The sequence below is a fragment of the Rhizobacter sp. P5_C2 genome (assembly GCF_054049715.1).
The window spans coordinates 1-12,257 of sequence record NZ_JBFULV010000151.1 but is presented as its reverse complement, the minus strand read 5'-3'; the positions used below and the strand labels follow the sequence as shown (position 1 = coordinate 12,257).

Genomic DNA, 12,257 nt, shown 5'->3' with positions numbered 1-12,257 from the left:
GTGGCGGCCACGGCCGTGCTGCGCCCGCTGCGCCCGCCGCAACGCATCCTCGGCATCCTCGAAGGCGAAAGCCTGCTGAACGATGCCAGCGCGCTGCTGATCTATCGCCTCGCGGTCGGCGCCGTCACCGCCGGCGGCTTCTCGGTGCAGGCGGTGGCGCCGACCTTCCTGCTGGCCGTGCTGGGCAGCCTCGTCGCGGGGCCGGCGCTGGGCTGGCTCGCGCAGCGCCTGTTCGAGAAGGTGCAGCACATCCCGACGGCCATCATCCTGCAGTTCATCGGCACCTTCACCGTGTGGCAGCTGGCCGAGCAGGTGGGGCTCTCCGGCGTGCTGACCACCGTCAGCTTCGCGATGACGCTGGCGAGAACGGCGCCGGCGCGCATCCCGGCGCGCATCCGCATCCCCACCAATGCGGTGTGGGCCACCGTCGTGTTCGCGCTGAACATCTTCGCGTTCATCTTCATCGGGCTGCAGGTCCGCCCGATCCTGGTCGAGCTGGCGCCGGCGGCGCGGGAGCAGTACTTCGGCGTGGCAGCCGCCGTGCTGGCCACGGTCATCGGCGTGCGCATCGCGTGGCACATGAGCTTCAACGCGGTGGTGCGCTGGCGCGACCGGCGCCACGGCTTCCACCCGCCGCGGCCGATGCTGCGACCCACCGTGGGCAGCGGGCTGGTGATCTCGTGGGCGGGCATGCGCGGCATCGTCACGCTGGCTGCGGCGCTCGCGCTGCCCGCGGACTTTCCGGCCCGCGACCTGATCGTGCTGACGGCCTTTCTGGTGGTGCTGGGCACGCTGCTGATCCAGGGGCTGACGCTGAAGCCGCTGCTGCGCGCCCTCAAGCTGCACGACGGCGACCCCGTCGCGCAAGAGGAGCACGCCGCCCGCCAGCGCATGCTGGACGCGGCCTTCGCCCAGTTGCCGCAGGAGCAATCCGCGGCCGGAGACCTGGTGCGCAAGAACCTCAAGATGCACCTCGGCCGGCAGCTCCACGGCAGCGAGAGCCCCTTCGCCTCCTTCGGTGCCGAGTACGACAGCCGCTACCGCGCTGCGCTGCAGGCCGCCCGCCACGCGCTGCTCGGCATGAGGGACGCCGGCGACATCGGCGACGACGCGTTCCACAGCCTGGAGAACGACCTGGACTGGCTGGAGGTGTCCGACCCGTTGCGTGCGGCGAATGCGGACGCGACGGGGTAGGCCTGAATCCCTGGCGCCTCGGCTATCGAGGGCCTGACGCAGCCACCGGGATCGGCTCCAGGTGCGCGACCGACGCTTCGCCCGTAGAGGCCGCATGCCTGATCCTGAAGACGCAGTCGGACCGTGGCAGGCCTTCAGGGCCGGGGTCGACATCGAACTCGCCGTTGGCCAGCGCATGCAGTTCGATGTGCGTCAGCCGCCCGTCGAGCGCGAACAGGATCGCCATGTGGGCCGCAGGCACGGACTCGTAGCGCACGACGCGGTCGCAGAGGTTGCGGTTCGCGCTCAGAAACCGGCAGATCGCCTCGCGGGTGGTGCCGGCCTTGAACAGGTAAAGCCTGTCCCAGCCGAACGAAGTCAGCCGGCCCAGGTCCAGCTCCTTGCTGGACGGCTCGTTGGCCACTTCGCCGATGCGCTCGCTGATCTGCCCGGCCGAGTTCGGCGCCAGGTTGCAGCCCGCCAAGGCGCCGATGAAGAGCAGCACGCTCGACAGGCAACGAAGGGTCGCTACGGCGGATCGACGGGTCTGTTCTCGTTGCTTCATGCCGTCATTCTTGCCGACGCCGGATCGCCATCCGCCTCAATCCGCGTCGACGCGGAAGCCCAGTCCCCGCAGCGCCGCCCGCGTACTTTCAGCCTCCAGCAGCCGGCGAAACGCCAGCACCGCCGGCCGCTCGAGCCGCGCCTTCGGCACGATGAAGTCGTAGCGCTCCTCCTGCACCGGGATGAAGCCCAGCCCGTACTGGCGCGCGACCGTGTCGATCGCGATGCCCCAATCCGCGCGCTGCTGCGCCACCGCCACCGCCACGGCGTTGTGCGATTTCGTCTGCACCCCGTAGCCTGACGGACGGGCCGCGCCCAGCAGCCGGTCGATCACCACGCGCGTGCCGCTGCCGGCATTGCGGTTGACCATCACGCAGTCGCGGTCGCCGGTCACCACCGCGACCGCCTCGTCGCGGCTGCGCCCCTCGAAGCGCGGATCGCCTTGGCGGAACACGATGCCCTGCATCCGCCCATAGCCCGGCAGCAGTTCCAACGCGTCGGTCAGCAGCGGCCGGTTGTACTCGCCGCTGGCCGGGTCCATCAGGTGCATGCCGGCGATGTCGCACTCGCCGCGCTTCGCCGCCATCAGGCCGCCGCTGCTGCCCACGTTGAGCGACTTGACGCGCCAGCCCTCGCCGATCATCTGCCCCGCCAGCCAGTCCAGCCCGACGCAGTGGCTGCCGATCAGGATCAGGTCCGCGGGCTCCAGGCCCTGCCCGAGCAATTGCACGTCGACGCGGTCGCCGGCATCGAGCATCTCGGTGTGCTGCGGGATCGTGATGAAGCCGTCCGCGGTGCTGAAGGCGGTCACCGAGCCCGAGCCCTTGCCCATCGGGTAGGCGGCGAGGCCGTCCTCCGTCCGCACCAGCCCGACCAGCAGGTACTCGGTGCGGCCGCGCTCGGAGTTCACGCGCATCGGCAGCGTCGCCGGCACCGTTTCCTGCCGGTCCGGCGGCAGGCCCGCGAAGGCGCGCAGCACCGGCGCGAGGAACTCGTGGAACGTGAAGATCGCCGAGGTCGGGAAGCCCGGCAGGATCACGACCGGCTTGCCGCCGGTGACCGCCAGGCACACCGGCTTGCCCGGCTTCAAGGCGACGCCGTGCGCGACGATGCCCGGATCGGCCAGGCGGCCGACGACGCGATACGACAGGTCCCCTTCGCCCTTCGACGTGCCGCCCGAGAACACCACCGCGTCGCACGCCAGCCCGCGCGCCAGCGCCTCGGTCAGCGCGGCCTCGTCGTCGGGGATCACGCCCAGGTGCACCGGCCGGCCGCCCAGTTCCTCGACCGCCGCGCCGATGATCGCGGCGTTGGAGTCGTAGACGGCGCCGGTGCGCAACGGCTGACCGGGCGCGACGATCTCGTCGCCGGTCGAGAAGATCGCCACCCGCGGTACGCGGTGCACCGGCACGTCGGCCAGGCCGAGCGCGGCGAGCACGCCGATCTCGCGCGAAGTGAGACGCTGGCCCGCGCGCAGCACCGCCTCGCCGCGCGCGATGTCGGTGCCGGCGTAGCTGACGTTCTCGCCGGCCGTCGCCGCGCGGCGGATCTCGACGCTGCCGTCATCGCGCAACTCGGTGTGCTCGACCATCACGACCGCGTCGGCGCCTCGCGGCAGCATGCCGCCGGTGGCGATCGTGGTGGCGACGCCGGCCGTCACCGCCATCCGGGGCACGACACCCGGCCGCAGCACCTCGTCGCTCAGGCGCAGCGTGCGGGCCCGCTCCTCCTGCGCGCCGTGCGTGTCGCCGGCCTGCACCGCGAAGCCGTCGACGTTGGAGCGGTCGAAGCCCGGCACGTCGACGCCGGCCACGATGTCCTCGGCCAGCACGCGGTGCAGCGCCGCGCCCAGCGCGACGCGCTCCTGTCCGAGCGGCGCGAGCCTCAGGTGGCGCTGGAAGCGCTGCGTCGCCTCGTCGCGCGTGATGACATCCAGGAACTGCGATTGCGATGTCGGCTTCACGGCGGGGCTCGGCTTTTCAGTCGTAGAGGTGGAGGGTGATCTCGCTGCCGGGGCCGTAGCCCTCGCTCTCGGCCGGCACGACGACGAAGCCGTCGGCGCGCGTCGTCGACGACAGCACCGACGCGCCGGAGATCGCGAGCGGCTCGACCGCGTCGCCCTCCAGCTTCACGCGCACATAGTCGACGCGGCCCACGGCCGAGACGATCTTGCGCGCCACCGTCGCCCGGCGCTGGCGATAGGGCCAATCGGGGCCGCGCCCCGCCAGGCGGCGGATCGCGCGCCCGGCGAAGAAGTCGTAGGCGCACAGGCAGGACACCGGATTGCCCGGCAGCAGGAACACCAGCGTGTCGCCGATGCGGCCCATGCCCGCGGGACTCGACGGACGCATCGCGACGCCATGGATCGCCAGTTCACCCAGTTGCGCCAGCAATTGCGGCGCGTGGTCTTCGCTGCCGACGCTCGATCCGCCGGAGACCAGCACCAGGTCGGCGCCCGGCGCGCCCATCGCGGCGCCGATCGCGGCGGCATCGTCGCCGATGCGCTGGTGGCTCTCGAGCTCGGCACCATCACGCGCGATGAGGCCGCGCAGCAGCACGGAGTTCGCATCGTAGATCTCCCACGGCCCCTTCGGCGCGCCGGGGGCGACGACCTCGTTGCCGGTCACCAGCAGCCGCACGCGCGGACGCCGCACGACGCTGACCTGCGCGAACCCCAGCGAGGCCGCGAGGCCGCCATCCTGCGGCCGCAGGCGGCGGCCGGCGGGCAGCACCGTGGAGCCGGCCTGGATGTCCTCGCCGACGCGCCCCACGTGCTGCCAGGGCGACACCGGCCGCGTGATAGCGATGCGCCCGCCGGTCTCGGTGGCGTACTCGGCCGGGATCACCGCATCCAGGCCGTCGGGCAGCGGCGCCCCCGTCATGATGCGCACCGCCGTGCCGGGCGGGACTTCGCCCTCGAACGGCCGCCCAGGCAAGGCCTGGCCCTGCACCGGCAGCTCGATCGGGTTGTACTCGCCGGCGCCGTCGGTCTGCGCGCCCCGCAGCGCGAAGCCATCCATCGCGGCGCGTTGGAACGTCGGGACGTCGATGGTCGCGACCAGGTCGGCGGCCAGCACCCGCCCTGCGCTGTCTTCCACCGCTACGGGCTGCGCGGGCAGCGGCCGTGCGCCGGCCTGGGCGTCGACCCAGGCCTGGGCTACGCCCACTTCGCTGCGCTGCGCGAAGCCGTGCATGCGCACGTCCTTCGTCCCATCGGGTCTTCCGGTCATGTCCAGGGCAGCTCTCCTCGCAGGAACTGCGCGGCCTCGGCCGGCAGCGCGTCGTCGGTGAAGAACAGGTCGACCGGGCGCTCGACGACCACGCGTCCACCCTCGAGGTAGGCCACGCGGGTCGCCAGGCGCTTGGCCTGGCCGAGATTGTGCGTGCTCATCGCGATCGTCACGCCGGTGGCGGCAATCTGCTCGATCAGCGCCTCGACCTCGCGCTTCGCGCCAGGGTCGAGGCTCGCCGTGGGTTCGTCGAGCAGCAGCAGGTCGGGCTGCGTGGCCCAGGCGCGGGCGAGCGCCAGGCGCTGGCGCTGGCCGCCGGACAGCGCGCGGGCCGGCCTGGCGGCCTGGCTGCCCAGCCCGACGCGCGCGAGCGCCTCGTGGCAACGCGCTGCACGCTCGGCGCCCGGGATGCCGCGCAGCCAGAGGCCGATCCAGACATTGCGGAACACCGATAGCCGCATCAGGAAAGGTTGCTGGAACAGCATCGCCGCGCGCGGCAGCCGGGCCTCGGGCTGCAGGCGCGCACGCGTGACGATGCCGGCATGGGAAACAAGGCCCTGCAGCAGCCGCAACAGCGTGGTCTTGCCCGAACCGTTGGCGCCGACCAGCACCAGGCGTTCGCCGCGCGCGAGCGTCATCGTGACGTCGCGCAACGCGGTGAAGTCGCCGAACGCGACGCTCACCCGCTGCAGTGCAATCAGCGGCTGCGGATCGGCAGCGACCGGCGCGGCGCCGCCTGCCAGCGGCGAGTCCTCCGATCGCGGCGGCGGCGGCGCCGGAAGCGAGGCCCGCGTGCGCCCACCCCACCATTGCAGCAGCATGATCACGCCATTGACCGCGCCGACGATGCCCAGCAGCACCAGGCCCAGGCCGAGCGCCAGCGCGAGGTCGCCCTTGCTGGTCTCGAGCGCGATCGCGGTGGTCATCACGCGCGTGACGCCGGCCACGTTGCCGCCGACGATCATCACCGCGCCGACTTCCGCGACCGCGCGGCCAAACGCGGTCAGCAGCACCGTCGCGACGCCCAGCCGCTCGTGCACCAGCATCAGCAGCGCGCAGGCGAGCTGCCCCGCCCCGAGCGACCTCAGCTGGTCGCCGCCTTCATCCAGGGCCGCCAGGACCAGCCGGCGCGACAGCGCGGCGATCAGCGGCGTGACGAGCACGCTCTGCGCCACCACCATGGCCGTCGGCGTGAACAGCAGCCCCAGAGGCCCCAGCGGTCCGGCCCGCGACAGCAGCAGATAGACCAGCAGCCCCACGACCACCGCCGGCAACGCGAGCAGGGTGTTGACTCCCCACACGAGCACGCCGTGACCGGGGAAGCGTGCGACGGCCAGCCAGGCACCGAGCAGCAGGCCCGCCACCGACCCGACCCCCACCGCGATGCCGCTGACCTGCAGCGACAGCATCGCGATGCGCCACAGTTCGACATCGCCGCCGACGATCAGCGTCCACGCGAGCCGCCAACTGTCGGCGAAGGTGCTCATCCGCCGGCTGCGCCAGTTCGCACCCGATCAGTTCGCATTCGGAAAAAAGAGCGGCTGACCTTCGATCTGATAGCTGCCGATGACGGCCTGGCCCGCAGGCGAGACCAGCCAGTCGACGAAGCGTTGCCCGAGTTCCTTCTTCACCTGCGGATGCCGGGCCGGGTTGACCAGCATCACGCCGTACTGGTTGAAGAGCCGCTTGTCGCCTTCGACCAGGATGGCGAGATCGCCCCGGTTCTTGAACGCGAGCCAGGTGCCGCGATCGGTCAGCACGTAGCCGTTGATCGACGCCCCCATGTTCAGCGCCGGCCCCATGCCGCAGCCGCATTCGCGGTAGCCGGCCGGCTTGGACGCAGCCGGGTCGAGCCCGGCCAGTTTCCACAGCCGCAGCTCGGCGCTGTGCGTGCCGCTGCGGTCGCCGCGCGAGACGAAGGGCTGGCCGCCGGCGGCCACCTTGCCCATGCCGGCGCCGATGTCCGCGCCGCGCGCGCCGGCCGGGTCCGACTTCGGTCCGACCAGCACGAAGTCGTTGAACATGACCGGAAAGCGTTTCTCGCTCCAGCCCTCGGCGACGAACTTTTCCTCGGCCGCCGTGTCGTGCACGAACACGACGTCGGCATCGCCGCGCCGGCCGATGTCGAGCGCCTGGCCGGTGCCGACGGCGACCACGCGCACCTCGATGCCGCTGGCGCGCGTGAACGCCGGCAGCAGGTGCTTGAAGAGGCCCGATTGCTCCGTCGACGTGGTCGAGGCCACGACGATGAACTTCTCCTGCGCGTGTGCCGCCTGCGGAAGCAGCGCTGCAGTGGCGGCCAGGAGCAGGGCGGCGAAGACACGGCGAGGCTGGTTCATGTCACGGAGGAGGAGTCGATCGGAGACCCCCATGATCGCGGATATTCAGTGCGAGCGCCGCTCGCGGTAAAGCAGCACCGCGCCCGAGATCAGGAAGTAGACCGCGCCCACCGCCGCATACCCGGCCAGGTTCTGCAGCATCGGCCCCGGCTCGCCCGCCTGCTTCACGAAGAAGGTGCCGGCCAGCGCCGACTGCGCGCCGCTGAGCACCATCGCCCATTGCGCACCGTGGTGCTTCCAGCGCCGCACGGCCGTGCCCAGCTGCAGCAGGCCCGACAGCGCCGCCCAGGCGCCGAACACGACGAAGACCGCCGGCATGCCCTGCCCCACCGCGACCACCATCGCGACGGTCGTCACGGCGCTCACCAGCACGTTGATCATCTGCGTCGTGTTGGCCGACATGCCGCCGGATTGCCGGGCATCGACGGCGTTGGCCAACGCGTCCCACGCGGGGTACACGACGAGCAGCACGCTCGCGACGAGGGGCGATTTCAACGCCACCGTGAACGCGAGCGCCACCCACACGATCGAGAAGGCCGCGCGTGTGAGGTAAAGCGTTCTCAACCAGGTGGAGTTCGCGGCAAGGGAAATCGGGGTGCTCATGGCTTGATGTCGTCAGGAAGTTGGTCGGGCCAGTCTCCCGCGCGCAGCCGATCGACGGTATCGGACGATTGACCGATGCCGCCAGCGGAACAGATCACCCCGGCGCGGGCGGAGCGTCAGCATCCGCCTGGAAGGACTGCCACAGCGTCGTGCCTGTGAACCATGCCGGAAGGGCTGGCACATGAACTGTCAGCTCCTCACCCTCGTTTACCTCGGCGATCAGCTCGTGGGCTTCCCCGGAGTTGTCGAACACGTAGGCCCGGTTCGCCACCGAGCATGCGTCGTCCAGCAGGGCAATGGACCGCTCGTAGCGTTTGCGGATGCGGTCTTCGGGCACATCGTGCCCACCTTGGCTGACACGCAGCTTCACGCGCGAGATGTTGATCTCCGGGTCATCGGTCGCCACGAAATAGAGGTAAGTGCGGTAACCGCGCTCCTGCGCTTCGCGCATGAAATCGATCTTGTCGGGCGAGGACATCACCGTTTCGAAAGTGAAGGTGCTGCCCTGCGCCAGCAGCTCGCGCCGAAGGGCATCGGCCAGCACCGCTGCCACGTAGGAATTCACAGAAGCAGGAAGCAGACGCAACACGGCACCGGGTCCGACCGCCATCCCGGCGGCCACGCCTTCCAACCCGTGGATTCGCAGCAGTTCGGAATCAGCGAGATGCGTACTCAGCCGCTGTTGCAGCACCTCTGGGGCAGAGACCAGACCGAAGGCACTCAGGTCCAGGGTGCCTGTCTGGTAAAGCTGCCTTTCAGTGTCGTCGGCATTGACGTAGGCACCGATCCACTCCGGTTTCAGGAGCTCTTGAATGGTGCTCTTGCCAGAGCCGTTGGGCCCGGCGAAGACACGCAGCCTGGGCCGAGCAAGCGTCGCCGCATCGGTCACCGATTGACGGCCTTCTTGGGCAGCTTCTTGGCACGCGTGAGCACCATGCCGGCTCGCGCGGGCGTACTCGCGGGCAGGTTCTTGATCACCACCTCTGTTCCGCCGGCTTGCCGCGCCACCAGTTGGCCGCTGGCCGATTTCATGACCAACTGGCCCGACTGGGAGAGGGCGCGCTGGTGCGCCGCTCGTCCGGCCTGGGTGGCCAATCGAGGGATGCTCGATTCAGCAGCCTGCATGGACGATTCGCTGAGGGGAGTGGGGCGGCGCATGGCGGTTCCTGGGCGGCAGTGAAGGCAGATTCTGCTACGGATCATCACGCACGCCACTTTCACGTCCATGGGATTCCGAATGGCATGCATCGGTCATTTCAGGAGGCACGGCACGCGCCAGGCCGTGATTCCTGCCACCGCGGCGCGCTGCAGTGCAGCAATGAGCGCCACAAACTGTTGCGCGGCGCCTCAACCGGTCAAGTTTGTATCCACTTGTTTCTGGCGTGAAAAGCGGCCGATCCGGGCAGCCGCCTTGCGTTCGCAGGCTCCGCAGGACACGTGCAGCGGAACCGGTTCCGCTGCCGTGGTCCGACACCCATGCTGGCATCAAACCTGCGCATCAATCCCTGCATGCACCCGGCACTGAGGATTGCTGAAATTCTCCGGCGCCACGCCCCAAGCCAATAGACACGATCAAAGGACCTGCAAGCATGAAGCACCCGATTCCCGAGGGACAGAGCCGGCCGCGCACAGCGCTGGTGGCGCTGAGTTCCCTCTTCCTCGCCGCAGCCGTCCTCAGTGGGTGTGGCGGCAAGGACGCAGATTCCGCAGCGGCCCCGAGCCCGGACGTCGGCGCCCCCGGTCAGCCGCCGGCGCACCCCCCGGCACAGCCTCCCGTCGTTGGTGGCAATGACCCCACCCCGCCCAACGAAGTGCCGACGACCCCGGCACCGCCGCCGTCGATCCCGTCCGGCAGCGCGCCCGCTGCGCCGGCCCCGACGCCCGCGCAGCAACTGCCCGCCGGCGTCGACATGAGCAAGCCCGGCGTCGCCGTCGTGCCGGTCAAGGCCACCGCGTTGACCGCCAGTGGCGGCAACACCGCCGACAAGGCGATCGACGGCGACGCCACCCAGAACAGCCGCTGGGAAAGCTCGCAGTCCGACACCAACTGGCTGCAGTTCGACTTCGGTGCCAAGACCCAGATCGGCTACCTGAAGCTGGTGTGGGAAGCCGCGTACGCCAAGGAATACGCGATCCTCGTCTCCGACGACGGCGCTACCTGGTACCAGCTGCGCTACGTGGCCGACGGCAAGGGCGGCACCGAAGAGTTCTACAACCTGAACGCCAACGTCCGCTACGTCCGCGTCAACGGCGTCAAGCGCGCCACCGGCTACGGCTACTCGATCATCGAGGCGAGCTTCAAGTCCCCGGGCAGCGACAACACGCTGGGCTCCGCGGTCACGGCCTCGGTGTTCCCGCACCCGGCCAACGGCAGCAACCTGATCCCGGCGGCCGCCCAGCAGCCACCGATCGACACCATCCAGTTCTCGCTGCCCGACGGCACGCTGGTCACCCGCTTCGGTTTCGTCGGTCGCCCGCGCCACGCCCGTGAGCGCGGCGAGGCCTGGAATGAAGTCGGCTACGGCCCGAACGACACCGTCGATGCCAACGGCAATCCGCAGGACAAGGGCGGCGGCGTCTACCTGAACTTCGTCGCCAACTACTTCAAGAACCGCACCTGGGGCACCGAGTTCATCGACAACAGCAAGGTGGCAGGCGTCACCAAGCCGACGCTGGTCGTCAACCAGTACTTCCAGGAAGCACAACGCGGCGGCGGCCATTCGTTCTTCCGCCGCTTCGACAACGCCGGCGTCACCGACTACGGCTGGATGTCGCCGGGCGACCTGCTGGACGACACGACCTACACCGACGGCTTCGCCGACAAGACCTCGTGCCCGGTCGTGCCGAAGCCGCCGCAGACCGCGCTGCTGAAGACGACCAACGGCTACCCCGGCGTCTTCGGCGCCAACGACGGTTGCAGCGTGGTGCTCAGCGAGTACCCCGGCTACAACTCGCTCGTGGCGGACGCCAACGGCGTGATGGTGCCGAACGGGCCGCACGTCGACGGCCGCGCGCTGAAATCCGGCGACGTGATGGAGTTCACCGGCTCGTTCTTCTCGTCGCGCGCGGCGATGGACGCCATCAAGGACAGCGGCAACTTCCGCTACTACACCAACGAAGTCACCTACGTGATGGGCGTGGGCCTGCGTCCGTGGTACGGCGTGCAGCCGCGCCTGATGAACGCACCGATCCCGGAATCGGCGCTGCAAGGCGGCATCGGATCGACCTCGTACGACTACTCGGACAACAGCCAGCTGATGTTCCAGCAGCCGCACAACCACATCGGCATGCAGAACATGCAGCGCTTCGTGGAAGGTCGCCGTTGGTTCCACACCAACATGCAGACCGGTGAGCACACCGAGAACGGCAACGACACGAACACGCCGGCGATCGGCCTGCAAGGGCCGATGTTCAACCAATCGACCTGCTTCGGTTGCCACATCAACAACGGCCGCAGCCTGGCACCGAGCGTCGTCAACCAGAAGCTCGACACGATGGCGGTGCGCACCGCCGCGATCGATGCCAACGGACAGCAGCTGCCGCACCCGATGTACGGCCTGGGCGCACAGATGAACGCGAAGGCGTCCACCGACGGCGTCCGGCGTGACTGGGGCACCGGCGTGCACGTCTCGGGCTTCGAGCTGAAGACGGTGAAGCTGGCCGACGGCAGCTCGGTGGAGCTGAGCAAGCCGACGATCTCGTTCGACGGCCCGACGCCGGCCGTGTTCTCGGTGCGCACCGCCCAGCCGGTGATCGGCATGGGCCTGCTCGAGGCGATCCCGGATGCCGACATCATTGCGCGTGCCAAGACCGCCCCGGATGCCGACGGCGTCATGGGTGTCGCGAACTTCGCGTTTGATCCGGAAACCGGCAAGGTGCGCCTGGGCCGCTACGGCTGGAAGGCATCGAAGGTCAGCCTGCGCCACCAGGCCTCGGCGGCCGCGCTGCTGGACATGTCGGTCACGTCGCCGGTGTTCCCGAACCGCGACTGCCTGTACGGTCCGTCGAAGTGCACCACCGCGAACCGTGTCGACGCCGGCCTGTCGGAAGACGCGCTGAAGCTGCTGGAACGCTACGTGGCCCTGCTGGCCGTGCCGGCGCAACGCAGCCTGGCGAGCGGCTACCCGAAGGGTGTGACGCCGCTGGCCGCGCTGAACCCGGACGTCAGCAAGATCACGGCCGGCGAGACGGTGTTCAACACCCTCAAGTGCCAGAGCTGCCACGTCCAGTCCATGACGACCGGCTCCACCAGCGAGTTCCAGGAAGTGCGCAACCAGAAGATCAAGCCCTACACCGACATGCTGCTGCATGACATGGGCGCCGATCTGGGCGACGGCCTGACCGAAGG

Annotated in this window: 10 protein-coding genes; 2 read left to right on the top strand and 8 right to left on the bottom strand. The window is 69.7% G+C overall.

What is annotated here, in order from left to right:
* On the top strand, positions 1-1,194 hold a 1,194-nt coding region (locus ACXJLU_RS30915; RefSeq protein ID WP_457337595.1), incomplete at its 5' end, for a cation:proton antiporter.
* 22 nt (positions 1,195-1,216) lie between these two features.
* On the opposite strand, the gene ACXJLU_RS30910 is transcribed toward ACXJLU_RS30915, so the two are convergent.
* From ACXJLU_RS30910 to ACXJLU_RS30875, 8 genes are all read right to left on the bottom strand, one after another.
* Positions 1,217-1,738 (bottom strand): hypothetical protein, encoded by a 522-nt coding sequence (locus tag ACXJLU_RS30910; protein ID WP_457337594.1) that lies wholly within the window; start codon positions 1,736-1,738, stop codon positions 1,217-1,219.
* 36 nt (positions 1,739-1,774) lie between these two features.
* Positions 1,775-3,700, bottom strand: a complete 1,926-nt coding sequence (locus tag ACXJLU_RS30905; protein WP_457337593.1) for a molybdopterin biosynthesis protein — start codon at positions 3,698-3,700, stop codon at positions 1,775-1,777.
* A 16-nt stretch (positions 3,701-3,716) separates the two neighbouring features.
* Positions 3,717-4,967 (bottom strand): molybdopterin molybdotransferase MoeA, encoded by a 1,251-nt coding sequence (locus ACXJLU_RS30900; RefSeq protein ID WP_457337592.1) that lies wholly within the window; start codon positions 4,965-4,967, stop codon positions 3,717-3,719.
* Complete coding sequence (locus ACXJLU_RS30895) at positions 4,964-6,454, bottom strand: ABC transporter permease (protein ID WP_457337591.1); 1,491 nt, start codon at positions 6,452-6,454, stop codon at positions 4,964-4,966. The genes ACXJLU_RS30900 and ACXJLU_RS30895 overlap by 4 nt, the downstream gene beginning before the upstream one ends.
* Before the next feature lie 27 nt (positions 6,455-6,481).
* Positions 6,482-7,306, bottom strand: coding sequence for an ABC transporter substrate-binding protein (locus ACXJLU_RS30890; protein ID WP_457337590.1), 825 nt, complete (start codon positions 7,304-7,306; stop codon positions 6,482-6,484).
* A gap of 45 nt (positions 7,307-7,351) precedes the next feature.
* Positions 7,352-7,909 (bottom strand): DUF308 domain-containing protein, encoded by a 558-nt coding sequence (locus ACXJLU_RS30885; RefSeq protein WP_457337589.1) that lies wholly within the window; start codon positions 7,907-7,909, stop codon positions 7,352-7,354.
* Positions 7,910-8,003: 94 nt separating this feature from the next.
* Positions 8,004-8,798, bottom strand: a complete 795-nt coding sequence (locus ACXJLU_RS30880) for an ATPase (RefSeq protein ID WP_457337588.1) — start codon at positions 8,796-8,798, stop codon at positions 8,004-8,006.
* Positions 8,795-9,136 (bottom strand): hypothetical protein, encoded by a 342-nt coding sequence (locus ACXJLU_RS30875; RefSeq protein ID WP_457337587.1) that lies wholly within the window; start codon positions 9,134-9,136, stop codon positions 8,795-8,797. Before ACXJLU_RS30875 ends, ACXJLU_RS30880 begins: the two co-directional genes overlap by 4 nt.
* Before the next feature lie 584 nt (positions 9,137-9,720).
* Here ACXJLU_RS30875 and ACXJLU_RS30870 point away from each other — a divergent pair.
* On the top strand, positions 9,721-12,257 hold a 2,537-nt coding region (locus ACXJLU_RS30870), incomplete at its 3' end, for a di-heme oxidoredictase family protein (RefSeq protein ID WP_457337586.1).

Bases quoted from the DNA above. Each gene is read 5' to 3' on its own strand.
- ACXJLU_RS30875 (WP_457337587.1), bottom strand. From the start codon at position 9,136: ATGGACGTGAAAGTGGCGTGCGTGATGATCCGTAGCAGAATCTGCCTT.
- ACXJLU_RS30885 (WP_457337589.1), bottom strand. From the start codon at position 7,909: ATGAGCACCCCGATTTCCCTTGCCGCGAACTCCACCTGGTTGAGAACG.
- ACXJLU_RS30895 (WP_457337591.1), bottom strand. From the start codon at position 6,454: ATGAGCACCTTCGCCGACAGTTGGCGGCTCGCGTGGACGCTGATCGTC.
- ACXJLU_RS30900 (WP_457337592.1), bottom strand. From the start codon at position 4,967: ATGACCGGAAGACCCGATGGGACGAAGGACGTGCGCATGCACGGCTTC.
- ACXJLU_RS30890 (WP_457337590.1), bottom strand. From the start codon at position 7,306: ATGAACCAGCCTCGCCGTGTCTTCGCCGCCCTGCTCCTGGCCGCCACT.
- ACXJLU_RS30910 (WP_457337594.1), bottom strand. From the start codon at position 1,738: ATGAAGCAACGAGAACAGACCCGTCGATCCGCCGTAGCGACCCTTCGT.